23 protein-coding genes, 3 pseudogenes and 1 other annotated feature are annotated in these 23260 nt (G+C 30.1%); of the genes and pseudogenes, 16 read left to right on the top strand and 10 right to left on the bottom strand.

From position 1 onward, the window contains the following. The first annotated feature begins 12 nt into the window (after positions 1-12). From AGR56_RS09505 to AGR56_RS20250, 4 genes are all read left to right on the top strand, one after another. Positions 13-291 carry a hypothetical protein gene (locus AGR56_RS09505; protein WP_053242060.1) on the top strand — a complete coding sequence of 93 codons (279 nt, stop codon included), beginning with the start codon at positions 13-15 and terminating at the stop codon, positions 289-291. A gap of 154 nt (positions 292-445) precedes the next feature. Continuing rightward, entirely contained in the window at positions 446-637 is a 192-nt protein-coding gene (locus AGR56_RS09500) for a hypothetical protein (protein WP_053242059.1), read from the top strand. Continuing rightward, positions 586-3807: a cellulase family glycosylhydrolase gene (locus tag AGR56_RS09495; RefSeq protein WP_053242058.1), complete on the top strand. Its 3222-nt coding sequence runs from the start codon at positions 586-588 to the stop codon at positions 3805-3807. The genes AGR56_RS09500 and AGR56_RS09495 overlap by 52 nt, the downstream gene beginning before the upstream one ends. A gap of 556 nt (positions 3808-4363) precedes the next feature. Next, a complete protein-coding gene (locus AGR56_RS20250) occupies positions 4364-4516 on the top strand; it encodes a hypothetical protein (RefSeq protein ID WP_157055729.1) in 153 nt (50 codons plus the stop codon). Between the two features lie 394 nt (positions 4517-4910). Here AGR56_RS20250 and AGR56_RS21730 read toward each other — a convergent pair. Continuing rightward, positions 4911-5381, bottom strand: a pseudogene (locus AGR56_RS21730) (hypothetical protein); the annotation flags it as partial. 348 nt (positions 5382-5729) lie between these two features. Between AGR56_RS21730 and AGR56_RS21720 the strand changes: the two are divergent. From AGR56_RS21720 to AGR56_RS09470, 6 genes and pseudogenes are all read left to right on the top strand, one after another. Further along, positions 5730-5867 (top strand): hypothetical protein, encoded by a 138-nt coding sequence (locus AGR56_RS21720; RefSeq protein WP_242851387.1) that lies wholly within the window; start codon positions 5730-5732, stop codon positions 5865-5867. Next, a complete protein-coding gene (locus AGR56_RS09485; RefSeq protein ID WP_242851386.1) occupies positions 5836-6180 on the top strand; it encodes a LytTR family DNA-binding domain-containing protein in 345 nt (114 codons plus the stop codon). Before AGR56_RS21720 ends, AGR56_RS09485 begins: the two co-directional genes overlap by 32 nt. Before the next feature lie 2 nt (positions 6181-6182). After that, the gene (locus AGR56_RS09480; protein WP_053242056.1) at positions 6183-6608 is read left to right on the top strand and encodes a DUF3021 domain-containing protein; all 426 of its coding nucleotides are present in this window, start codon (positions 6183-6185) and stop codon (positions 6606-6608) included. Positions 6609-6790: 182 nt separating this feature from the next. Further along, complete coding sequence (locus tag AGR56_RS19495; RefSeq protein ID WP_198150014.1) at positions 6791-6973, top strand: HTH domain-containing protein; 183 nt, start codon at positions 6791-6793, stop codon at positions 6971-6973. Positions 6974-7069: 96 nt separating this feature from the next. Next, positions 7070-7753: pseudogene (locus tag AGR56_RS09475) on the top strand (WYL domain-containing protein). Positions 7754-8200: 447 nt separating this feature from the next. Next, positions 8201-8908 (top strand): Crp/Fnr family transcriptional regulator, encoded by a 708-nt coding sequence (locus AGR56_RS09470; RefSeq protein WP_053242054.1) that lies wholly within the window; start codon positions 8201-8203, stop codon positions 8906-8908. A gap of 148 nt (positions 8909-9056) precedes the next feature. Here AGR56_RS09470 and AGR56_RS09465 read toward each other — a convergent pair whose 3' ends face one another. Next, the gene (locus AGR56_RS09465) at positions 9057-10277 is read right to left on the bottom strand and encodes an FprA family A-type flavoprotein (RefSeq protein WP_053242053.1); all 1221 of its coding nucleotides are present in this window, start codon (positions 10275-10277) and stop codon (positions 9057-9059) included. A 172-nt stretch (positions 10278-10449) separates the two neighbouring features. On the opposite strand from AGR56_RS09465, the pseudogene ric reads away from it, so the two are divergent. Further along, positions 10450-11165, top strand: a pseudogene (gene ric / locus AGR56_RS09460) (iron-sulfur cluster repair di-iron protein). A 223-nt stretch (positions 11166-11388) separates the two neighbouring features. Then, positions 11389-11643: a binding site (T-box leader), on the top strand. A 112-nt stretch (positions 11644-11755) separates the two neighbouring features. After that, positions 11756-13387 carry a methionine--tRNA ligase gene (metG, locus tag AGR56_RS09455; protein WP_053242052.1) on the top strand — a complete coding sequence of 544 codons (1632 nt, stop codon included), beginning with the start codon at positions 11756-11758 and terminating at the stop codon, positions 13385-13387. 192 nt (positions 13388-13579) lie between these two features. On the opposite strand, the gene AGR56_RS09450 is transcribed toward metG, so the two are convergent. Beyond that, a complete protein-coding gene (locus tag AGR56_RS09450) occupies positions 13580-14332 on the bottom strand; it encodes a DUF438 domain-containing protein (RefSeq protein ID WP_053243306.1) in 753 nt (250 codons plus the stop codon). Positions 14333-14493: 161 nt separating this feature from the next. On the opposite strand from AGR56_RS09450, the gene AGR56_RS09445 reads away from it, so the two are divergent. The 4 genes from AGR56_RS09445 to AGR56_RS09435 all read left to right on the top strand — a co-directional run bounded on the left by AGR56_RS09445 (position 14494) and on the right by AGR56_RS09435 (position 17794). After that, complete coding sequence (locus tag AGR56_RS09445; protein WP_084756932.1) at positions 14494-15744, top strand: MBL fold metallo-hydrolase; 1251 nt, start codon at positions 14494-14496, stop codon at positions 15742-15744. After that, positions 15699-15917, top strand: a complete 219-nt coding sequence (locus AGR56_RS22720; RefSeq protein WP_278279599.1) for an FAD-dependent oxidoreductase — start codon at positions 15699-15701, stop codon at positions 15915-15917. The genes AGR56_RS09445 and AGR56_RS22720 overlap by 46 nt, the downstream gene beginning before the upstream one ends. A 2-nt stretch (positions 15918-15919) precedes the next feature. Further along, positions 15920-16846: an FAD-dependent oxidoreductase gene (locus AGR56_RS22715; RefSeq protein WP_278279598.1), complete on the top strand. Its 927-nt coding sequence runs from the start codon at positions 15920-15922 to the stop codon at positions 16844-16846. Between the two features lie 204 nt (positions 16847-17050). Continuing rightward, entirely contained in the window at positions 17051-17794 is a 744-nt protein-coding gene (locus tag AGR56_RS09435) for a DUF3784 domain-containing protein (protein WP_053242051.1), read from the top strand. Positions 17795-18109: 315 nt separating this feature from the next. Here the strand turns inward: AGR56_RS09435 and AGR56_RS09430 are convergent, their stop codons facing one another. The 7 genes from AGR56_RS09430 to AGR56_RS22710 all read right to left on the bottom strand — a co-directional run bounded on the left by AGR56_RS09430 (position 18110) and on the right by AGR56_RS22710 (position 23181). After that, the gene (locus AGR56_RS09430) at positions 18110-19006 is read right to left on the bottom strand and encodes an ROK family protein (RefSeq protein WP_053242050.1); all 897 of its coding nucleotides are present in this window, start codon (positions 19004-19006) and stop codon (positions 18110-18112) included. Positions 19007-19081: 75 nt separating this feature from the next. Continuing rightward, positions 19082-20023, bottom strand: coding sequence for a sensor histidine kinase (locus AGR56_RS09425; RefSeq protein WP_053242049.1), 942 nt, complete (start codon positions 20021-20023; stop codon positions 19082-19084). A 44-nt stretch (positions 20024-20067) separates the two neighbouring features. After that, complete coding sequence (locus AGR56_RS09420) at positions 20068-20853, bottom strand: hypothetical protein (protein WP_053242048.1); 786 nt, start codon at positions 20851-20853, stop codon at positions 20068-20070. Further along, complete coding sequence (locus AGR56_RS09415) at positions 20846-21478, bottom strand: helix-turn-helix domain-containing protein (RefSeq protein WP_053242047.1); 633 nt, start codon at positions 21476-21478, stop codon at positions 20846-20848. Before AGR56_RS09415 ends, AGR56_RS09420 begins: the two co-directional genes overlap by 8 nt. A 188-nt stretch (positions 21479-21666) precedes the next feature. After that, positions 21667-21981, bottom strand: a complete 315-nt coding sequence (locus AGR56_RS09410; RefSeq protein ID WP_053242046.1) for a hypothetical protein — start codon at positions 21979-21981, stop codon at positions 21667-21669. A 17-nt stretch (positions 21982-21998) separates the two neighbouring features. Further along, positions 21999-22721 carry a hypothetical protein gene (locus AGR56_RS09405; protein ID WP_207642173.1) on the bottom strand — a complete coding sequence of 241 codons (723 nt, stop codon included), beginning with the start codon at positions 22719-22721 and terminating at the stop codon, positions 21999-22001. Between the two features lie 334 nt (positions 22722-23055). After that, positions 23056-23181 (bottom strand): hypothetical protein, encoded by a 126-nt coding sequence (locus tag AGR56_RS22710; protein ID WP_269144224.1) that lies wholly within the window; start codon positions 23179-23181, stop codon positions 23056-23058. Between the last annotated feature and the right edge of the window lie 79 nt (positions 23182-23260).

The raw sequence follows: 23260 nt of genomic DNA, 5'->3' as shown, positions 1-23260 counted from the left end.
GGAGAGATGAAAATGAAATCATTTAAGCTAAAAGTTACAGGAAGTTTCGATAATTTTAATATTGAATATGATTATTCTACAAATTTTGTTCAATATAATCCTTGTAGCTATCAAGGTAATGAGCAAGAAAAATATACTGAATTTTATGAAGATTTAGAAAAAAATGGAGGACCACAACCATTAAATATTAAAGTTAAAATGACAAATCAGACGGTTGGAAGAGCATTACCTAAAAATGAGGTGTTAAAATTTAAAGATGCAAAGTCCTTTGTTGAAAGATTAGCAAGATAGTTAAAAGCATTTTGTTATTGTAACAATATACTTCTCAATGTAAAATTAATAAAGCTATAGCAGTTGACGGATAAAAGATCTTTTTATTGCTGTAGCTTCATTAGTTATATACTATATACTGATGAATAATATTATTTAAGGGGGATTGTTTTATATGAAAGGTCTTAATGATCGGCGTATGAAATTTAAAATACTATCGATAATTCAAGTATTTGTTGTTTTGATTTTTGCAATTTTTGGAGGAACACCATCAATTGTATTTGCAGCTTCAACAGCTAATAATCCAACTGTAACTTGTTTCAAAATTTTGCTGGTGCAAATGGATTTGCTTCAAGTTCCAATGTAAAAACTGAAATATCTAAAGACGGTGCAAATGCAATGGATGGGAATTCATTAAAAATGACCATGATGGGAACGTCTGAAGGTGATTGGGATAACAATAAAAATAGCGCTATAATATATCCAAGTGGACAAGCTACATTTGATGCAACTAACTATAATTTTTTAATGTTTTATGTAAAAGATATGGCAGGTAACAATAATGTACATGTAACTATAAAAGATAAGAGTGGTGCTTCATGGGATTTTGCAACAGATCAAAATGCAGTTAAAGGTGAATGGAAAAAAGTAGTAGTTACTCTTGACAAAACCCAGAAATTAAATTGGTCTCAAATAAGTGAAATTAGACTTGGAGAGTACTGGAATTACAATAACATATATTACTTTGATGATTTATACTTTGGTGTAAACGCTTCAGATAATGCACCTAATTATGTAAAACAAAGTTCATCTCCAATTGGTCAAAGTGACTTCCTAAAATCACAAGATGGGTTTCTATGGAACCAAAATAATAAGAAGGTTGCACTTAGAGGTGTAAATCTTGGTGGATGGTTAGTTCAAGAGTCATGGATGTGCCCAGTAAATGGAGAAGATAGAAAATGGGCTAATCTTGATAGTATTAATGCGTTAAAGAGTCGTGGGTTTACTGATAAACAAATTCAAGATTTATATGATACATATGAGAGTAATTGGGTTACAACAGATGACTTGGATAAACTTGAAGATATGCACGTAAATCTTGTTCGTATACCTTTCTGGTATAGAAACTTTATGAGTGATGAAAATGGTACTTGGATAACTGGAAGCGATTTAGATTCAAATCCTGGTATTCAAAAGCTTGACTGGGTAATTAAAGAATGTAGTAAACGTGGAATATATGTTATTTTAGACTGTCACGGAGTTCCGGGTGGACAAAGTATGGATCACAGTACAGGTACTCTTGGACAAAATAATATTTATACTAGCGATAAGGATCAAAAAATTTTTGAAGACATGTGGACTAAAATAGCAAATCGTTATAAAAATAGTCCTGATGTTGCTGCTTATGATATTATGAATGAACCTCAAAACAATAATGGTTATACAGGAGATCATGCATATACACCGGGCTCGGCTGAAGCTCTTAAATACACATATGATATTTATAATAAGCTGTATAAGACTATAAGAACAGTTGACCCAAATCATGTGATTTCTATGGAAGCTATATGGGCAGGGGATTGCTTACCAGATCCAAAAACTTACGGATGGACCAATATGCTTTATCAGATGCATTTATATGATAGTACTAAAGATAATATAAATGCTAGAGTTAACGATTTAATTAATTTCCAAACTCAATATGGAACAGCTGTTTATGCAGGAGAATTTAATTTTGGTGATACAAATGAAGAATATGGAATAGAGCAAATGAATAAGTATGGAATAAGTTGGAGTTCATGGGCTTATAAGGGATCAAAACAGGACCCTGGCAACAATTGGTTCTTATATGTAGGTCAAAAAGAAGTAGCTGATACTACCAAAGATTCATTTGATGAGATCAAACGAAAATGGGGTCAACAAATACAGACAAGTAAATTTTATACAAATTCTACAACTGTAGCTGCTAGAATAGCGCTAAATACTACTGCGCCAGTTCCTAATAGTGTCTTTAATCCAACATTTAGTCCAAAGGCAGCTATAATTACATCACCAGAGGATGTAACTATTTCTTGTGCAACAAAAGGAGCAACCATTAAGTACACTACTGATGGAAGTGATCCAAAGTCAAGTTTAACAGCTACGTCTGGAGTTTCTCCAATAAAAGTACATGTAAATCCAGAAACTACAATAAAAGCGTATGCAGTTAAAGAAGGTATGGATGCCTCAGAAGTAATAACTGCAGATTATACATTGCCAAAGGTAAGTAATCCAACATTTAGTCCTATTGCTGGAGGAATTATTAGTTCATCCAATGTAACAATAACTTCTGCAACAAAAGGAGCTATGATTAAATATACTACAGATGGAAGTGAACCAAAAACAAGTAGTACAGCAAAATCAGCAGCTTCACCATTAACTATACAGATTGATCCAAATACAAAAGTAAAGGCTTATGCATTTGAAAATAACATGAGTGCTTCTGAGACAGTAACTGCAGAGTATCCAGTACTTTTGACTAGTAAATGGTATCAAAATTTCGAATCAGGAGTTGGTTTTTCTGCTGGAGTGAAAAATGCTGCTGTAAATAGTTATGCTGATACAGGCTCTATAGGTGGATCAAAAGCTGTAAAACTTGTAGTTGATTCAAGTGGAGATCCTGGAGAGGCAAATAGATGCGTTAATATATTACCTCAAAGTGGAAGTAAAGTTGATGCAAAAGGATACAATTATTTAGCCTTTTATGTAAAAGATACACAAGGGAACAATACTGAAAAGATAACAATAATAGATGCTGGTGGATCATCTTGGAGTGGATGGACAGATCAGAATGCTGTTAAAGATAGATGGACTAAGACAACCTTGCCATTAAGCTCCGTTAAGGGTGTTGATTTATCAGCAATAAAAGAAATAAGAATTGGAGAATGGAATTCCGGTACTTATTATTTGGATGACGTGTACTTTGAACAAACAGAAAGTGATGCTAGTCCATTTACTCAAGTGGCTTCTAGAATAACAAGTGTGGAAGCACCAGCAAAGGATGCAACACAGTTAACATTACCAAAAGTGCCAAATGGTTATAAAATAAAAATTAAGTCATCAGATAAGCCTAATGTAATAACTGAAGACGGAAAAATAATACCACCAACAGTAGATACAACAGTAGCATTAGTGTTTACTGTAACAAATGTAGCTGATGGAACAACAGCAGACACAGCTAGTATAAATGTTATAGTACCAGCTAAAACAAGCAAAGATGCAACATTAAAAACCATAGCAGTAAATGCTGGAGAAGTATATTTTCAGTTTACACCAAAGCATACAACATATACTGTAAAACTTTCATCAGAGACAAGAAAGGCACCACAAGTTTATGCAGTAGCAACAAATTCTAAAGCTAAAGTTGTAATAACACAAGCAACTAAACCAAATGGAACAGCAACAATAAAGGTAACAGCTGAAGATGGAAAAACAACCAAAACATATAAAATTAAATTTAAAGTTAAACGTAGCCATATATTAGATTTAGATTTATAAAGTTAGAGAAAAAAATAAGTTTATTAGGAGTGCAGAGATTATTAAAATCACTGCATTCTTTTTGTATAATATAAAACTAATTTTACTCGGGAATATATTAAAAACAGATATGCAAAGCTTTATAATTATAGTGTTTTGCATAGCAATTGATATGTAACAAGTATATGTTAAAAAGAGCAAACCATAACCAGATATATTTTTATATGCAGCAAATAAATTAGGAGTTTTGCCTGAAGAATGTGTTGTTATAGAAGATTCTCATAAAATCAAGATATATCTAAAGCTGATAAAATTATAAATGCCTTTGATAAGATAGATATTAATAATATTTAGCGAATACATTAATATTCTAAATTTTCGTAGAATAAAGGAGAAAAGTTTTTATTAAGCCGTTTAGATAAAGAAATAGTATTGAGCTAATTTAATGTTCCAAAATGCTATTTCTTTATACTTTTTTATAAAAAACAAAGATTTAATATAAAAACATAAAATGTACATAAATGATGGCTATAATTATTATATATAATAGTTTGTTATTTATTGGAGGTGTATTTTTATGGTTAATTATTTATTCCCAAATTCAGGTGATATGATTTATGGGTTTTTCATGAGCTTTTTATTTATAATGATATCTGTAGGGTCGTACTTTCTATTTAGAGCTTTTTATACTTCCAAAATGAGATATGGTTTAAATAGAGTAAAAAAATAAAAGATTTAGTTTTTGCTAAAAATAAATAAAACACCAGATGCCATAGAAGCATCTGAGGTTTTATTTATTTGATTTTAATTTAAATGAGCTCGAAAAAGATTTAAATGCTGCCAAACCAGGGACTGCAACAAAAGAGAAAAGTTTTAAATTTGTTTTAAAGGATAACAATTGGCTTCCAGAAGATAGTTTTGAATACGGAAAAGAAATTGGAAATATGGTTTCTAACCAATAAAGAAGTAGGATGTTAATCATCCTATTTTTTTTTATTACAGAGGGGGAAAGGAAAAATAAAAAAGTTGATGAATTTTATAAAGTCTACATTAATGCCGTAAAGAAAATAAACATAACAGCAAAGAAAATCTCTGAAAGTGATAAAACAGCTAAAGTAAATGTTAAAGTAACCATAATTTAATGGTACAGGGCCATTTGAAGTAATAACTGCAGATACTTCAGCAATTGAATCATATAGTAAATCTGAAATAGCTCCGTTATTTTCAGTACTTACAACCATTTGCGTTTGCTTGTTGTTGTATATAGAATTTATAATTTCACAGGCAGCGTCGGAATAATAAGCCCCACCACGTTGTGTTAATTGTTCTGATTTGTGATCTAAATTATGATTTTTATATGACTCAAATGATTCAGCTTCTATGCGTTTAACATTTTCAGCTCTTGTCTCACCTTTCTCAAATTCTTTAAGTTCATTTTTTAACATGTCATCTTCTAGCTTCTCTCTTCCTTCCTCAATGTCAACTAGCCAGATTTCTGTTAGAGGAAGTTCCTTATAATGTTTTATAAAACTCCCCATTAGTTCTTGAGTGTAGCTGCTGTCACCACCAATTGTAACAATTTTTAACTTTTTCATAAGTGTTATTTCCCCTTTTTAGTTGGAAGTACAGGGTAGCCTAAAGCCCATTTAGAACTTGTACTTCCATATAAAGATAACTTACGGTTTGATAATAGCACATAATGAAAAAGTCTAGCCCTTCATTCTGTAATCGATTTTTTCATATTTTGAAAATATTATATAAGTTCATCTTTGTAGTAGGTTAAATAGTATCTGTTTAAAAGCAGTTCTATAAAAATCATCATTTACTGTATTTTTTACTCATCTTTTAAAGCATTTTGTATAAAAAATACTACCACTTATGCATTTTTCATGGTTTTAAATTTATTTAATCTATATAATGAAATTGTTGAAGGGGGAAGAGAGTTGAAGGTTGATTTAAAAATAGATTCTGAATTTAACGAGAGCAAGTTAATTATAGAATCGCCAGAAATGACAGAAGAAATAGAAGCAGTTTTGAAATTTTTAAAGCATGTTTCAAAAACGTCACATTATAGGCAGTAGAGATGAAAAAATGTACATTCTTGATCCCGATAATATATTCTTTTTTTATAGTGAAAACAAAAAGATAATAGCTCAAACTAGAGATAATAGCTATGAGATAAAAGAAAAATTATATGAACTTGAAGAACAATTTGAAAATACATCCTTTATAAGAATATCAAAATCCGTTATTGCAAATGTAGATAAAATCAAAAATTTAGAAATGTTTTTCAATGGAACCATGTGCGTCAATTTTACTAATGGAAAACAGGAGTATGTGTCTAGAAAATATGTAACAAAGATAAAGGAATATTTGAGTATTGGAGGTAAATAAATATGAATTATTTTAAGGAAGCATTAAAAAGAGGAGCTTTAGGGATAACTGTAGGAACTTTTATATGGCAGGTAATATTCTGCATTGAAGCCTATGCATATGGAATAGATGGGAATGTACCTGAACGGATGGTTGTAGATGGTTTATTTATTGCTGGTGTATTGGGATTTTTTATGTCAGCGGCATCAGTTGTGTTTAAAGTTGAATGGTGGAGCGAATTGAAGAAATTAGTAATTCATTTTGTAATACTTGGAGGTGTGTTTTCTATAGCATCTATTTTAGGAAAGTGGATGCCAGAAGGGGTAGGACCAAAGATAGGATATGCAGCAATTTTTGTACTTATTTATGTTTGCATATGGATTTCTTTTAGGGTATATTGGAAAGCAAGAATAAGAGAAATTAATGGGAAACTTGAAAATAAAAACTAGGTAAAAAACTATTGCACATAAAATTGATTTGTCTATTTAGGATAAGTCAATTTTTTTATTTGTTGTGACTACAAAAAGTTTGCTGTGATAATTGATTTTTAGACATCAATGTGTAATCATGAAATTATTAAGTACATTTACATAGTTAGTAGAAAAAAATAAATGATAAAGAGTGGATGATAATGAGTAAATTTTCAAACTTATTAAGGATGATAATACTCTTGAGAAGCAATGGCAAAATGAAAATTTCTGATATTTCAAGGGAACTTCAAGTTGATGAGAGAATGGTTAGAAAATACAAAAAAGATTTAGAATTAGCTAATGTATACATTGAATCGACAACGGGAAGTAATGGTGGATATTAACTAGAAGGATATGATTATTTATTAAACCTTGATATAAATGAAGATGAGTATTCTGCATTAAGTATTGTTGATAGTGAACTTAGACAATGCAATTTTATGTATTCAGATGAAATAAATTCACTTACAGATAAAATTACGGCAGCTAGAAAAATGAAAGATAGGCAAATAAATGATGTTGAGTATTTTATAAAATCAGATGTATCAATAGAGCAGGACAAGAAAAAATTATTAGATATACACAAAGCGGTTATAACTAAGTTTAAAATAAGAATAAGATATTTTGCTTTAAGTTCAGGTGAGAGTACCAGGATTATTCACCCGTATGCACTCATAAACTATAGAAATGCTATTTATGTTGCTGCATATTGTGAGAAAAGAAGCAGTATTAGAGATTTTAAGATATCAAGGATATTTGAGTATGAGGTTCTTTCTGAAAAGTTTATTTTTCCAAAGGATTTTTCACTTAAGGAATATATGAAAAACAATTTTGGAATATATAGGGATGGAGTGTATAAATTGAAACTTCACGTTTTTTATCCTATGTCATATATCGTAAGCGAAAAAATATGGGTTAGCAATTAGAAAATAACCTGGAATGAGGATAAATCTATAATATTTGAGGCAACCATGGAAGGTAAAACTGAAATTATAAGTTGGGTGCTTAGTATGGGAAGTAATGTTAAGGTTTTGGAGCCTGAGGAACTTAAATTAAAGATTAAGGATGAAGTTGAAAGGATAAAGCAGTATTATATAGATGGACAAACTAAAAGATTAAAATGACTAACATTATAATTTTACAAGTAGTATTTTGGATGCTTTAATCAGTTTAAACTGGACAGAGGACAATTGACAGTGAAGTATGATTTTTTTCGGCTGAGTTTTGAAAAATCTAAATTTAATGCTCTTGCAGCGCACAAAATATAATGCTAGCTGCGTTGAATACTATATTTGTCCACTGTGTAAGTATTAAATTTTGCAGTGAACCTAATTTTTTCAAAAATAGCGTTGAGAGCTTCATATTGAAGGCATAAAGTGACTTTGTTATAATATTAACATGCACTACTGGAGGTTCACTGCAAATGTATTCAATTTTAGAGGTTTATGAAACTGTGTAGATTAGGAAAAGTGGGACTTTAGAGTTTTTAAAATCTTGGGTTTTATAAGAACTATATTGCCTTAATTTAGGGTACAATATATAGAGATTGAAATGGGAGATGAGAAAGGTATATGCATTGTGACAAGAATTGTATTAAGTGCACAGGAAAATACTGTGTATCAAAGGTATATATTTTTTCAACATTACAACCAGAAGCTTTTAAAAAAATATCAGATATAATTATTACAAGGAAATATAGAAAAGGGCAGGTTATATTCTTTGAAGGTGATGTTGAAGATAAACTTTATATAGTGAATCAGGGTAAAATAAAAATTTACAAGTATAACAGAGAAGGCCGCGAGCAGATATTATATATATTGTCGGAAGGCAAGTTTATTGGAGATATGAGCCTTTTAAAAAAGGGGAATTTTCAGTTTAATGCAGAGGCTCTTGAAGATACTTTAATATGCACTATTGCAAAAGATGATTTTGATGAAATAATTACTAGAAACCCAGAAATAACCTTAAAAATCCTTGAAGTTCTTCATGATAGGCTGATGAGCCTTGAGAATCTTATACAAAATCTAAGCACAAAAGATATAGAAACTAGAATTGCTTCTATGCTCTTAAGCTTTGCAGGAGATTTTGGTGTAGAAGATGATAATGGAATAGTTATTGACCTTCCATTAAACAGAGAAGAAATGGCAAACTACATAGGGGTCACTAGAGAAACTATAAGTAGAAAACTCACTTCTCTTCAGGATGATGGTGTAATTGAATTAATAGGCAATAAGAGGCTTATAATAAAGAACAAAGCATATTTTCAGAATATGATGTAGATAAACCGCTTCAACTATTGAAATTCATGTGCACCAAAATGTCTAGAAGACGGCATTTTGGTACAAATAAATTTCAAGTTTCAAGGTGGTTTATCTTTAAAATGATTTTAAAGGCTGCCCGTCAAAATTGGGGCGGCCTTAGTTAAAGTTATACTATAAATTCTGCGGCCATTTTTCCTGTGTTTACGGAGGTCACTTTTTTAGCATTATCATAGAAGTTAATTCTAAGAGGAAGGTGTAGATCATTTTCCCCTGTAGCTTTAATAATTTTAGTAGAATCAAGGAGATTTATGTTGCTCTGCTTTAGATAATCATTTATTATTTCTATAGCTTCACCACTCCATCCATAAGAGCCAAAGGCAAAACCGTATTTGCTAGAAAGATCCATAGAAACTATTTCTTTTATATAAGCTTCAATATTACCTATCATGTCACCGTATCTTGTGGAACTTCCTATGACAATTATGTCACTTTCCGCTGCCATTTCTTTTACAACATCAATTGATGAGGTTTTGGCATTTATTATTCTGGCTTCTATTCCTGAGTCTATAAGACCTTCATAAATATCATTTGCTATTTTTCCAGTATTGCCTGTCATAGAAGTATATAAAATAAGCGCTTTTTTATTGGATGCATTTTTAAGACTCATTTTATCGTATAAATCAATAAACTTTTTAGCATTATTTCTTAATATAAAGCCGTGAGCTGGGGCTATAATATTTATTTCTATATCCTTTAGCTTATGAAGCATTTCTCTTACATAAGGTCTGTGAGAGGCCATAATAAGCGAGTAGTAAACTTTAAAGTCTTCAGTTATATCTTCTGATGCAAGGTCATTAAATAATTTGTAAGTTGCTATGTGAGTGCTAAATATATCACAAGGATAAAGCACCTTATCTTCAATTGAATAAGTTATCATGGTTTCTTCTGTATGAAGATATGGAACCTGAAAAAATTTTAATGTCTTTCCGCCTATGTCTAGGGTATCGCCATCTTTTATTATAAGATATTCTCTGTTATGCAGTTTAAACATGCCATTCAAAAATTCTTTAGCTTTTTCAGTTGTAACAATTACGGCATTTTTTGCCTTGCTCATTAAAGCAGGAAGTGCACCTGCATGATCTGGCTCTACATGGTTTATGACTACATATTTTAAAGTATTTAAGTCAAAGTTTTCTGAAAGCTTTTTTACAAATTCTACTCCAAAAGAAATATCTACAGTATCTATTAATGTAGGCTTTTCAGTTTCTAAAAGATACGAGTTATAGGTTGTTCCTTTTTCTAGTATCAATCTGTGGAATGGAACAGGTCTATCATCTACCTTACCAACCCAAAATGATTTTTCAGCAATTTGTATTTTATTATTCATCATTATCTCTCCTTCGTATATCTCTTGTATTACCGATGCTTTGATTATATGAGTTATTGACTATTTAAACTATGACCACAATCAATTTAAAATTTGATTTCAATCACAGAATTAATGGCTGCTTTTGGGGTAAATTATAGCTAAAGATAAAATAAAATGGAGGATAAAAATTATGAATAATATATTTAGTTTAGATCAAAAAATTGGAGAGATTGTTGCCAAGTTTCCAAGGGCTATGGAGATATTTAAACAGTATAAAATAGATTTTTGCTGTGGAGGAGATAGACTGCTTAAAGAAGCTATTAAGGAACAAAGACTAAGTGGAGAAGAAATAGTATCTAAAATAAATGAAGAATATAGTAAATATATAATTGAAGAGACAAAGAATGTAGATTGGAACAGAGAACCTTATTCAAGGCTAATTGAACACGTTATAAATACTCATCATGCTTATTTGAATGAGACACTACCGCGTCTTAGCAGCTTACAACAAAAATATTAAGAGTACACGGTGCAAACCACTCAGAACTAATTAAAGTACACAAGCTTTTTCACAGTTTAAAGATGGAATTTGAGCAGCATCTTATAAAGGAAGAAGAAATTGTATTTCCACTTATAATTGAATACGAAAAAACAGGAGATGAAGATATACTAATAAATGCAACTCAAAAAATCACAGAATTAGAAGAAGAACACGAGGGAGCAGGCTCTATATTAAAGGAATTAAGGGAAATTACAAATAATTATGAAATTCCAGAAGATGTTTGTAACAGTTATATAGGGACTTATAGACTGCTTGAAGCTTTGGAGGATGATACCTTTAGGCACATTCATCTTGAAAATAATATTATGTTCCCAAGACTTATGAGTGAAGCAAAGAAAGAGTAAGGGGTACAGAGTACAATGAAGGATGATTTATCTTCCTCTCGTCAGATAAATCTAAAACTTATAAAATGCTTAGATATTTCAATTGTCTGAGCATTTTTTCAGCGAGCAAACATTCACGGGGCATGGGTTTCGCTCATTGAGTTCATTACAATACTTCTTAAGTATTTCATTAGTTTATAAATTTATTGTACTGTCGAAAGTTGTTCAACAACAAATGCACCATCATTATACAAGGAAAGTAGCTTTAAAAATTACTTTTACAGAGAACTCCTATTTGGTGAGAGGGAGAGAGGAATATTAAAGTGAAAATGGCCTTGGAGCTCCGTACCGAAATTCATATGTTAGGCTGCGGCGGGTTTCTCACGTTAAAGGGATAGAGTATAATCATAGCCATTTTTGTGACGTACTTGAAGAGGCTTATATCGCGAGGTATAGGTAAAATAGGATGGTAACACGAAGGTTAACTCTCGTTCCTAAGATTAATTTCTTAGGAACGGGAGTTTTTTTATTTTCTATAAAGTTCATCCGAGGCACAAGGAAATCAATTCCTTTTCCATTTGATTTAAAAAATCATATTGGAGGAATGAAAAATGAATATTTTAATTGGAGGGGCATGGCCATATGCAAATGGATCACTGCATGTGGGACGTATTTCATCAGTATTACCAGGGGATGTTATTGCAAGGTATTATAGGGCGAAGGGAGATAACGTATTATATGTTTCAGGAAGTGACTGCCACGGAACACCAATTGCCATAAGAGCTAAAAAAGAAAATATAAAACCAGGTGCAATTACAGATAAGTACCATAAGGAATTCAAATATTGCTTTGATAAACTTGGATTTTCCTATGATTACTATTCAAGAACAGATGACGAATATCATAAAAAAGAGATTGAAAAGATAGTTAAAAAGTTATATAAAAATGGATTTATTTATGAAAAGGAAGTAAAACAGCTGTATTGTGAACATTGCAATCAATTTTTGCCAGACAGGTATGTTGAAGGAACTTGTCCAGTATGCGGCAATAAGGCAAGGGGAGATCAGTGTGATTCCTGTCAAACTATATTAGAACCACTAGAATTGAATAATAGAAAGTGCAAGCTATGCGGCGAAGAACCAGTTGTAAAAAGTGGAAAGCAATTGTATTTTGCACTTTCAAAATTTCAGCAAACCCTTAAAAAGTATTTTGATAAAACTAAAAGTGAATGGAGATTAAATGCGGTTAACAATACGGAAAGATATTTAAAAGAAGGGCTTCGCGACAGGGCAATTTCAAGAAACCTTGATTGGGGGATAGATGTGCCAATTGAAGGGTATGAGGATAAAAAAATATATGTTTGGATAGATGCTGTTCTTGGATATTTAACTGTGAGCAAAAAATGGGGAGAGGAAAATCATAAAGATTGGAAAAAGTTTTGGGATAAGGATGCTAGAAGCTACTATATTCATAGCAAAGACAATATTCCATTTCATACCGTTATACTTCCAGCCCTTTTAAGTGGAATTGGAATCGAAAAACTTCCTGACAGGGTTGTCTCTAGTGAATATGTGACTTTGGAAGGGAAAAAAATATCAACAAGTAACAATTGGGCGGTTTGGGTTCCAGATATAATTGAAAAATATAATCCAGATGCCATAAGATATTTTCTCATATCAAATGGGCCAGAGAGAAGGGATACGGATTTCTCTTTTAGAGAATTTATTAAGAAAAATAATAACGAGCTTCTTTCTGCATATGGCAATCTTGTAAATAGAACTTTGGTTTTTGTAAATAAGTATTTTGATAACTTCGTGCCAGAGGGAGAAGAAGATGAAGCTTTAAAAAAATCTATTTTAGAGCTGTATGTTAATATAGGAGATAAGATAGAACATGGAGAACTAAAAAATGCTGTTGATGAGGTTTTTGAATTTATAAGAAGCATAAATAAATATTTTGATGAAAATACTCCTTGGGTTACTATAAAGAGTGATAAGAAGATTTGCGGAAATGTTATTTATAATTGTTTAAATGCAATAGCTAATATAGCCAATATACTTGAACCATTTTTACCTTTTTCATCTCACAAAATTAAGCACTGGCTTGAATTTAATGTGGATAAGTTTGAGTATTTTTCTTTGGAGTGTGGAAAACAAATTGGGGAGTTTGAAATTTTGTTTGAAAGATTAGATAAAAAGATTATTGAAGAAGAAGAGATAAAGCTTCAAGCTAAAAAAGGATGATTTTCTTCTGTTTCACTACTGTGGGAGCGAAGTAACAATGCTGAAAGAACGATTTAAAAAAGTCCTAATAAATCTTAGATTTATAGGACTATTTAAGAAAGTACTTTTATCTAGTTCAAGAATCACATGGGCTAAACGCCTAAACCCACAGTGGTTTATGCGACGAAGCATTGTTACTTCGCAATCTTTGTACTATTTTCCTGGTGTAAAAGGGCAGTAGCCTATTTCATCACTTTTGTTTTTCATTTCTGCCCATAAATTTTCATCTTTTAATGCATCTATAGCTGTAGGGTATAAAATGTAATTTTCCTTATAAATGTGGTCTCTTAGATGAAAAACAATATATTTAGCCAATTCATCTACTTTTGCTTTACATTCATCAAAGTCAGCATTTTGAGCTTCATGTGCTGCGTCTCTGAGCAATCTTTTCCTTTTCCTAAGATCATCATGTTCCATCCTCATTATTCTAGTTGGACCTGTAATATTTCTCTTTTCAAGCTCTGGAAATAATACATCTTCTTCGCGTTTGTGATGTTTTTCTGCATCCAAAATATTATTTGCTAAATGCTCTAATTTTGTAAATAAGTTTGGATTTTCACTGTAATTATTTAAGGCTTGAATGGTTAAATTAAGTGCTTCTAATTCTGTTAAGAATTCCTTTATTTTTTCATGTTCAATTATAAGAGTATCTAACATATGCCCAGGCTCAATTTTTTTCTTGAGTTTTACCAATTCATCGCTAAGAACTTCCATATGGATGTCACATAAATTTCTTAAGTCTTGTGGATTTACCCCTTGCTCTATAAGGCGCTGTTCTGCAATAGATAATTCTATAGGATCTATATTTGCAACTATATTTAAAGCTTCTCTCCTTGATTCTTCCGTTACACCTTCGTTAAGCTTTCTTAAAACAGCTGTAAGATTTTTAATTCTATCTTCATTTATTGAGTTCATATACAATACCTCCTAAGTATTTCATTAATTTATAGATTTATTTTACTGCCGAAAGTTATTAATTAATGTGATTTCAATCAAATTTTTTTTGAATAATTAATACGGTAAACGCTCATATTAATCTTAGGAATTATTTGTAAGGAGTGAAAATAATGAAAGAATTGAGTAAGGATGTTTACTGGGTAGGAGCTATTGATTGGAAAGTAAGATATTTTCATGGTTATGAGCTTTCAACGCATAGAGGAAGTTCATACAATGCATATCTTATAAAAGATGAGAAGACAGTACTTATAGATACGGTATGGGAACCACTGACGGATAGGCTTATTGAAAATTTGAAAGAGGTTGTAGATATAAGCAAAATAGATTATGTTGTAATGAATCATTTGGAACCAGATCATTCTGGAGCTTTGCCTACTATTATGAAGTACATTCCTAATGCCACTATAATAGTGTCCAAAAAGGGAATGGAAAGTATAAAGGAATATTACCATACAGATTGGAATTTAAAGGTGGTTACTCAAGGCGAAAAAATTAACATAGGAAAGCATGAGCTTATGTTTATAGAAGCATCAATGCTGCACTGGCCGGATAGTATGTTTACATATTTACTAGGAGAAAATATTTTGTTTTCCAATGATGCCTTTGGGCAGCACTATGCATCTTCAAAGCTTTTTAATGACTTGGCAGATGAATGTGAGATTTATCAGGAAGCGTTAAAGTACTATGCAAATATATTGACACCTTTTAGCAAAATGGTTACTAAAAAGATAGAACAGATAAAAGAACTTAAGTTGCCTATAGATATGATAGCACCAAGTCATGGAATAATATGGAGAAAAGATCCTATGAAAATTGTTGAGAAGTATTATGAGTGGTCAAAGGGTATATCTGAAAAAAGCGCTGTAATAATATATAACTCTATGTGGGGAGCAACACATAATATGGCGGAATTTATAGCAAAGGGTTTGGCACAAGGAGGCGTTCAATATAAGATATTCAATACAGGAACAGCTGATAGAAATGATATTTTAGCGGAAGTTTTTAAGGCTAAAGGCATAATTTTAGGGTCATCGACGGTAAATAACGGTGTACTAACGTCAATAATGCCAGTTGTGGAAGATTTAATGGGGCTAAAGTTTATTGATAAGGTTGGCGCAGCTTTTGGAAGTTATGGTTGGAGTGGAGAATCCCCTAAAATGTTATCTGATTATCTTACAAAGGCTAAAATCGAAGTTATAGAAGAACCATTAAAGGCTAAATACATGCCAGATGAACAGGAACTTCAAAGCTGCATGGAGTTTGGAAAAAAATTTTGCAAAAATTATGTTATCAAAAATGGAGGTGGGGAAATAAGGTGGCTTGCAGGATTATTATTGTTGGAGCTGGAGTTGCCGCTGTAAATGCAATAAAGGCAATAAGAGAGTATGATAAAGAATCGGAGATAATCCTTATTGGGGATGAAAAGTTTTATCCTTACAGCAGAATAAAATTAACTAAAAGTATGCTTGAGAATCTTGAGGAAGATAAAATTCTTTTGCAAAAAAAAAAGATTGGTATGCAGCCAATAATGTAAGTTTGTATTTAGGTAGATCAGTTATTAAAGTTGATACTGATAACCACAAGGTTATTTTAGATGATGAAAGTAAATTTTCCTATAAAAAGCTTCTTTTGGCAAGTGGAGCTCATAATTTTATTCCTCCAATACAAGGTATAGAAAAGCCGGGAGTATATTCAATAAGGAAGTTAGAGGATATTAAAAAGTTGCAAGATACTTTAAGAGAAAAAGAAGTGATTTTAAACATAGGCGGAGGAATACAAGGCTTAGAAACTGCATGGGTACTCCATCAACATGGAAAAAAAATTATTATAGTTGAGTTTCAAAACCGATTAATGCCTGCACAACTTGACGATAAAGCTTCAAGGACTCTTCAAAGAGCTATTGAAAGTTTTAATATAGAAGTACATTTGAATACTCAGGTTAAGACCATCGTTGGAGAAAGTGAGGTTAAAGAAGCTTTAACAAATTCTGGTGATAATTTAAAATGTGATATGGTAGTTTATTCTGTGGGTATAAGGACAAATATAGATTTCCTTCAAGATTCACTAATAAGTTTAAATCATGGTGTAATAGTAAATAATATGATGCAAACTAAATTAAAAGATGTATATGCTGCTGGTGATGTTGCAGAATTTGAGGGTAAAATATCGGGAAGCTGGAGCGCAGCAGCCAATCAGGGAAAAATTGCGGGATACAATATAGCAGGTAAAGAGGTTAAGTACTCTGGGATAGTACCTGTAACAACTTTAAATGCTTTTAACATTTCTTTATTTTCTATAGGAAATGTAGATGAGAAGCAGTGCAGCACTACATTAACTGATGGAGATGATATGTCTTTGTCGTACAAAAGAATATTTATAAAGTATAATCATATTGTAGGGGCAATAATAATAGCGATGCCAAAAAATTACCGCTTCTTAAAAAGGTTATTGAAAATAAAGTAGATATCACTAAGTTTACATCACATTCAATGTCTGTAAGCGAGCTTATAGATAAGCTAAAAGGTTAAAAATTGAGTATAGATTTTCTTTATTGATCCATATTGTTGTAATTATAACATTTCATTGTAATATAGTTTAAGAATTTCATGCTTTTTATAAACCTATATGTTATAATACCAATATAACAAAATAAAGGAGATGAATTTAATGCTCTTTTTAACATTTTTTCTATGTGGAGTTTTAATATTGGGGATAGGAGTATTTTTATATAAATCAAAGAAAATAGAAATACTTTCTGGATATGATATGACAAAAGAATATGATAGAGAGGGACTTGCTAAGTTTGATGGAAAAAACCTTATGTATATAGGTGGACTTTTAATAGTTTTAGGCTTTTTAAATTTATTTTTTAAATATGACAGGTTATTTATTATATCATTGATTATCTTTTTTATTTTGATAATGGTGCTTGTTATGGTATCTGTAAAAGGAAGCGGAAAATACATTTTATCAGAGAATGAAAATTCAATACGATCAAGGCAAAAACAAAATAAGCTGGGCTTAATAGTTATATTGGTTATTATTCTAGTGACAATTATACCTATAGGAATTATTTTTGGAATAGAACTTAATGGAAAGACAGAAGTTAGTGTAAATGGAAAAGAAGTAAAAATAAAATCAGGTCTAGAATCAACAAGTTTTAATTTTAATGACATAAAAAAAGTATATATTAAAAATACAATTCCTAATTTCAGCAAAATATCTGGACTTAATATGGAGGATATAAACAGAGGTAGATTTAATGTATCAGGGTATGGTGATGGACATATTTTTCTTGAAACGAACAAGGGACCGTATTTATATGTAATGTTAAAAGATGGCTTTGTTATAATCAACAGCAAGGATGCTTCAAAAGTTAATGGATATTATCATAAAATTAGCAATAAGTAGAAGTAATGACAAAGTAAAAATATTGCGAAGTAATACTGCTTTGCAACATTAAAAAAATTCTATAAATCTAAGGTAAAAAAATCATAAAATCCTAAGATATTTCAATAACTTCCTATCGGTCAAACAAATTAAAATATCTAAGTATTTTATGATTTTTTACCAAGATTTATTAGAATTTTTTTAAATCGTTCCTTCAGCAGTATTACTTCGCTCCCACGGTAGTGCAAGGAAAAAATTCCTCCGTACCTACGGAATTTTGGGTGTGAACTTGTCCTCTCATTTAATATCTCAAGATACTGTTACTTCGCAATATTTTTATTTTCCGAATCGCATAAGATAATTATGCAGTGCTCCAATTAAATTTGAATCATTAAAAAATTTGCAGCGTACTATTTCAGGTTTTATCATGTATTTTATTTCTGTTGAGCATTTTTCAATATTCTTTTCAATGTATTGAAATAATATATCTTGTCTACTTATTCCACCCCCAATAGCAAACTTTTCAGGGTCATAAATATGCTGAAGGTTATATAATTGTAGAACTAGTTTATGACAATATTCATCTAATATCCGTAATGCGTCTTCATCGCCGCTGTTAGCGTATTCAAAAAACTTACGACCATCTACTTTGTCTAATGGTAAATCCTTGGATCTTGCAAGGGGGATAGTTAGTCCACATGTTCCACAATCGTCTGCAAAAGTTTGAGTAGATTTTCCGTATAAAGGAGGATTATTAGTAAAAATAAAGCTAAATTCACCAGCAATAAAATGCTTTCCTTTGAGAAGTTTTTTATCTTTAATTATTCCACCGCCGATGCCAGTACCAAGAACTACTACAATACCATCATCATAGTCTTTAAGATTTCCAACCCAAGCTTCTGCAAGTGCAGCGCATTTTCCATCATTTTCTATTGAAATTGGAACAGGGCAGCGTTTACTTAGGATAGTTCCTATTTCTGTTTCATTATTGTATTCCAAAGCACCTCCAGTATATAAGTATCCAGTATTACTATTAATTCTTCCAGGCATGCTTATAGCTATTCCAGAAATTACGTTTTTGTACTTGTCAAAAATCGAGCCTATGGTATCGATAAAATGTTCTAATGTATCAACGGGGGTAGGGCTTTGATTTTTTTCTATAAATTCTGCTTTTTCATTCATAATGGCATATTTTATGGCTTGACCGCCAACATCTAGTACTAAAAAGTTCATCATGATCACTCCTAAATATTTTGTGAGATAAATGTATACATTTTCATATAATTATTTAAATTGTACCATATAAATTTATAAAATAATAGGCAAAACTATGCTCACTGTAGTTCCAACGTTAGGTTTGCTTTTTATGGATACACCATATTTATCACCATATAAAAGCTTGATTCTATCATCGACATTTTTTATACCTATTCCTGTAAAGTGCTTATGCTTTGAAGTTTTTGATAAAAATAAAGTTGATAATTCAGTTTTATCTATACCAATTCCATCATCAATTATTTCGCAGAGCAGATTTTTACTTTTTTCTGATATAAATACGTGAATATGTCCTTCTTCGTCGCCTGTAAAGGCATGAAAAAAAGCATTTTCTATAAAAGGCTGCAGCATGAGTTTTGGAAGCTTATATTCATTGCATTGAGGAAAAACATGAAAGTTAACCTTTATTTTTTCTCCGTATCTCATTTCATTTATAAATACATAATTTTTTAAATTAAGAATTTCTTTTTCTACAGTAACTGTTTCACTTGTATCACTTATTGTATTCTGTAGTAAAGAGATAAAAGAATCTATAGTACTACCTGTTTTTTCTTTATCACCTTTTAGCATTAGCCATTTTATGGAGGCTAAAGTATTATATATGAAATGAGGGTTAATTTGCATTTGAAGGGCTGACAATTCAGCTTTTCTTTGTTTTTTTTGGGCTAGCATTAGTTTTTCTACGTAATCGTTAAGACTATCAAGCATGTAATTAAAGGAACTACTAAGCTTTGTTATTTCGGGACTACCCTTAAGATTTATGTGATTGTTAAAGTTGCACTCAGTAATTTTAGACATTTCTTTTACTAAAATTCTGAGAGGTGCTGTAGTTTTTCTTGTTACCATAAATAAAATTGAAAAGGTTATAAAAATTATTATTGAGCAAATAAATATTATTTGTTTAGTATTATACATGTCACTTAAAGCTTTATTTGTATCTATTATATTTACAAGATAAAAATCATATATGGGCATATATTGTGATAATATTATGCATTTCTTTTTATTTAAAGTTATATTTAAATACTTAATATGATTTTTTTGATTTCTTTGCCTAGATTTAAAAGATTATAATTTTTACTTCCAATCATATTATTAATGCTGGAAGAAACTACAGTACCATTAGAAGATATAACTGCAACATCATTACCTCTAGTAGTGAAATTAGAATAAAGCTTTTTAAAAACTTTTTCGTTTATAGTCATATATATTACTCCAAAAGGGCTTTTTGTTAATTGATCATACAAAACTTTTGTAGCGACTATTGCACTGTCATTTTTAGTTAGACTTGTAAATCCATAATTGTTATATTGATATAAAACTCTATATGGATTTTTTAGTGCTATTTTTGTTATAACATTATTTTTTATTACACTAACAGGTGTGGTAAGCAAAGAGCTATTGCTTATATAAATAGTATTATTTTTGCCTATAAGCAGCATTTCTATATAGTTATCATTTAAAAGCTGTTCATTGATTTTTATATGCTGCTGTAGATTATAGGTTACATAAAATAATTCTGATGGATCAGTTATATTTTCACTAAAGTAACGTCTAAAGGCCCAACTATTGTTTACAGTATTTATTGTACTTATAATTTTATCATTTAAATCTGAAGAATTAGCTTGGATTTGCTTTAAAATTTTTGTACTTGATATACTAAAATTATTTATAAATATTTTCTTTGAGATATTCATTATACTTATTGCAGTTATAATTGAAATGCTCACACTGCTTATAAGCATTATTGTGGCCAAAGTAAAAAATAGGCTTTTATTTTTAAGTCTTTTTGTTAAATTATACATAAGAACCTCTTTTTTTATCCAAAATAAGTTTTCTATATTTACTTGGAGTTAATTTTTTTAACTTTTTAAATACCTTGCAAAAATAACTGTGATCTGAATATCCAACCATATAGCTGATTTCGGAAACTGGTATTTTTTCATCAAATAAAAGCTTTGATGCTTTTTCTACACGAACTTTGTTTAAGTATTCACTAAAACCTTCACTGCTATGAGAGCTAAAATAGGATGAAAGATAATAATAATTAAAATGGAATTTATTTGCCAGTTCTTTTAGAGAAAGCTGCTCATCATAATGCTCGCATATATATTCTATAATTTCGCTTATTATATGATTATTAAAAGAATTCTTTTGATGCTCTAATAATGCATTGAATTTATTTTCTAAAACGTCAACAAAGTCCATCAATTCATCAGCAGACTCTGCATTATCTATTTTTTCAAAATATTCTCGTTTGGAATCGTTTATTTCTTCTATATTAAAACTGAGTTCATCTAATATGTTGATGATGCTATAAAGTGAATTTTCAAAAAGTGTCTTAAGATCAAATTCATTTATAGTTAAACTTTTTATACAAAAGGAAATATAATTTTTTAAATAATTTAATGCAGCTTCAAGGTTAAGCATGTAAACTTGATTTGAATAATATTTAAAATCAAAATTTATACTTTGAATCGTTTTTTAAAGTATCTTTTGAGTATATTATGTTTTTACCCTTTAAATAAAAATTTGTATCCAAGTGTAGACTTAAAGTCATATATATAAAAAAAAATATAAATTATAAGTTTTAAAATCACTATTTTTTCCCTATTTTGCTAATTAACATTTTGTTTTAACAAATTGGCTCCTACTAATGCTTGAAAAAGAGCATATCCAGTAAATATTATTCCAAATAAATCTTTAATTACATCATTTGATAATTCAATAATTGACAAAAATTCTTCTAAAGTATTTTTTTTAAAAGCAATATTAAAAACAGGAAATATAATTATCACTAAAATTATAAGCATAAATATTATTCTACTTCTCGAGGGTTTTAATAACTTCAATCCTTCACATAATATATTGTTAAAACTTTTTTCTTTTGTTAAATCCTTTAAATTATCAGTCATTATTTCCTTCTTAGTCATTATTACCCTCTCCTTTGTTAATTTTGATTGGATATTATTCTATTAATTTGTGGTTTATTTTCTTCATAAATTTTAATGTTTTCATCACTTATTTCATTCAATTCTTTTTTATCTTTTAGCGTACTTACGACAACATTAGATACTGATCCTATTGATGTATATTCTGGAAGATCTATTGATATTTTTTCACCCATTGTTTGATGATCTATAGTACCTTTTCCTCCTGCCTTATACTCAACTTCAATTTTTGCTTCTGCAAGCCCTTTAGTGTCTGTTATCATTTCTGCAACATTTTCAAATTTAGTTGGTGAATTTATAACAAAGCTTCCCTTTTTAGCTCCAGCCTTTTCTAATTGAGTTAGCATGTCGTCATATGTATTACTCATATTAAAATCACCATTCGGATTAAATAATTTAAACGTTAATTTTCTTATTTTCTTAACAGTTTCTAATTTCTCTTTTATATCTTTCTTTGAAGGTAAATTTACTATATCAACAACAGGATATGCAATTCTTTCATTTTCTCTTTTATTTTTATTATACAATTTAACATAATTTTTAAATACATCTTTTACTGTGGCACTAAAACTTCTTATGTCTGGACTACCTTTTTGATTTGTTGTATATATCATTCTATGATTATCTAAAAAAATAGTAAAAATTGAAATAGACGCCGAATCATAGAATTTATGTGTAAATGTAACTCCCTTATTGTTATCATATTCTGTCCTTACTTCCAACTTTGTCTTTTTTACCAATATACCAACTAGCGCATATCTTTTTAAATTAACAATTTTTATTTTTACATCCTCAAAAAATTAAAATAAACCCTAGAATAGCTTTTACATTCTGTATGACTCCACATATATTAAATTATTCTTGCTTCAAATTTTAAAAATTAAGCTGTTCCCAATAAACTCATCACAAAATAAAAAGAATCTGCATTTAACAGGTCCCTTCCTATAATCTCAATATTTCACTGTTCTATATTTATAATTTATCTACTGTAACTCTAGTTTTATTGCAAACTTCTTTTTATTTTTAGTTTCAACTTTTTTTTGCTTGGTCGCAATCTTATTCAGATTTTAAAAAATCATATGCATCCGGATAATATTCTGGAAATAAACACTTTTCATATGGAAAATTCACATTATCTTCTTTAATCATTTCATTAATATCTCTCACAGTTAATTCATTCAATTCAGAATAAATACCAAACACTAGACCATATTTAATATAATCAGAAAACAATTCTATGGAAAAACTAAGATTGAAACTA

Source organism: Clostridium sp. DMHC 10, assembly GCF_001270375.1.
GTDB lineage: Bacteria > Bacillota > Clostridia > Clostridiales > Clostridiaceae > Clostridium_S > Clostridium_S guangxiense.
This window is presented reverse-complemented; position numbering and strand designations above follow the sequence as displayed.

Coding starts and splice junctions, on each gene's coding strand:
- AGR56_RS09505 (WP_053242060.1), top strand. CDS start 13: ATGAAATCATTTAAGCTAAAAGTTACAGGAAGTTTCGATAATTTTAAT.
- AGR56_RS09500 (WP_053242059.1), top strand. CDS start 446: ATGAAAGGTCTTAATGATCGGCGTATGAAATTTAAAATACTATCGATA.
- AGR56_RS20250 (WP_157055729.1), top strand. CDS start 4,364: ATGGTTAATTATTTATTCCCAAATTCAGGTGATATGATTTATGGGTTT.
- AGR56_RS09485 (WP_242851386.1), top strand. CDS start 5,836: ATGTTTCAAAAACGTCACATTATAGGCAGTAGAGATGAAAAAATGTAC.
- AGR56_RS09480 (WP_053242056.1), top strand. CDS start 6,183: ATGAATTATTTTAAGGAAGCATTAAAAAGAGGAGCTTTAGGGATAACT.
- AGR56_RS19495 (WP_198150014.1), top strand. CDS start 6,791: ATGAGTAAATTTTCAAACTTATTAAGGATGATAATACTCTTGAGAAGC.
- AGR56_RS09470 (WP_053242054.1), top strand. CDS start 8,201: ATGCATTGTGACAAGAATTGTATTAAGTGCACAGGAAAATACTGTGTA.
- AGR56_RS09465 (WP_053242053.1), bottom strand. CDS start 10,277: ATGAATAATAAAATACAAATTGCTGAAAAATCATTTTGGGTTGGTAAG.
- metG (WP_053242052.1), top strand. CDS start 11,756: ATGAATATTTTAATTGGAGGGGCATGGCCATATGCAAATGGATCACTG.
- AGR56_RS09445 (WP_084756932.1), top strand. CDS start 14,494: ATGAAAGAATTGAGTAAGGATGTTTACTGGGTAGGAGCTATTGATTGG.
- AGR56_RS09435 (WP_053242051.1), top strand. CDS start 17,051: ATGCTCTTTTTAACATTTTTTCTATGTGGAGTTTTAATATTGGGGATA.
- AGR56_RS09430 (WP_053242050.1), bottom strand. CDS start 19,006: ATGAACTTTTTAGTACTAGATGTTGGCGGTCAAGCCATAAAATATGCC.
- AGR56_RS09425 (WP_053242049.1), bottom strand. CDS start 20,023: ATGCCCATATATGATTTTTATCTTGTAAATATAATAGATACAAATAAA.
- AGR56_RS09420 (WP_053242048.1), bottom strand. CDS start 20,853: ATGTATAATTTAACAAAAAGACTTAAAAATAAAAGCCTATTTTTTACT.
- AGR56_RS09415 (WP_053242047.1), bottom strand. CDS start 21,478: ATGCTTAACCTTGAAGCTGCATTAAATTATTTAAAAAATTATATTTCC.
- AGR56_RS09410 (WP_053242046.1), bottom strand. CDS start 21,981: ATGACTAAGAAGGAAATAATGACTGATAATTTAAAGGATTTAACAAAA.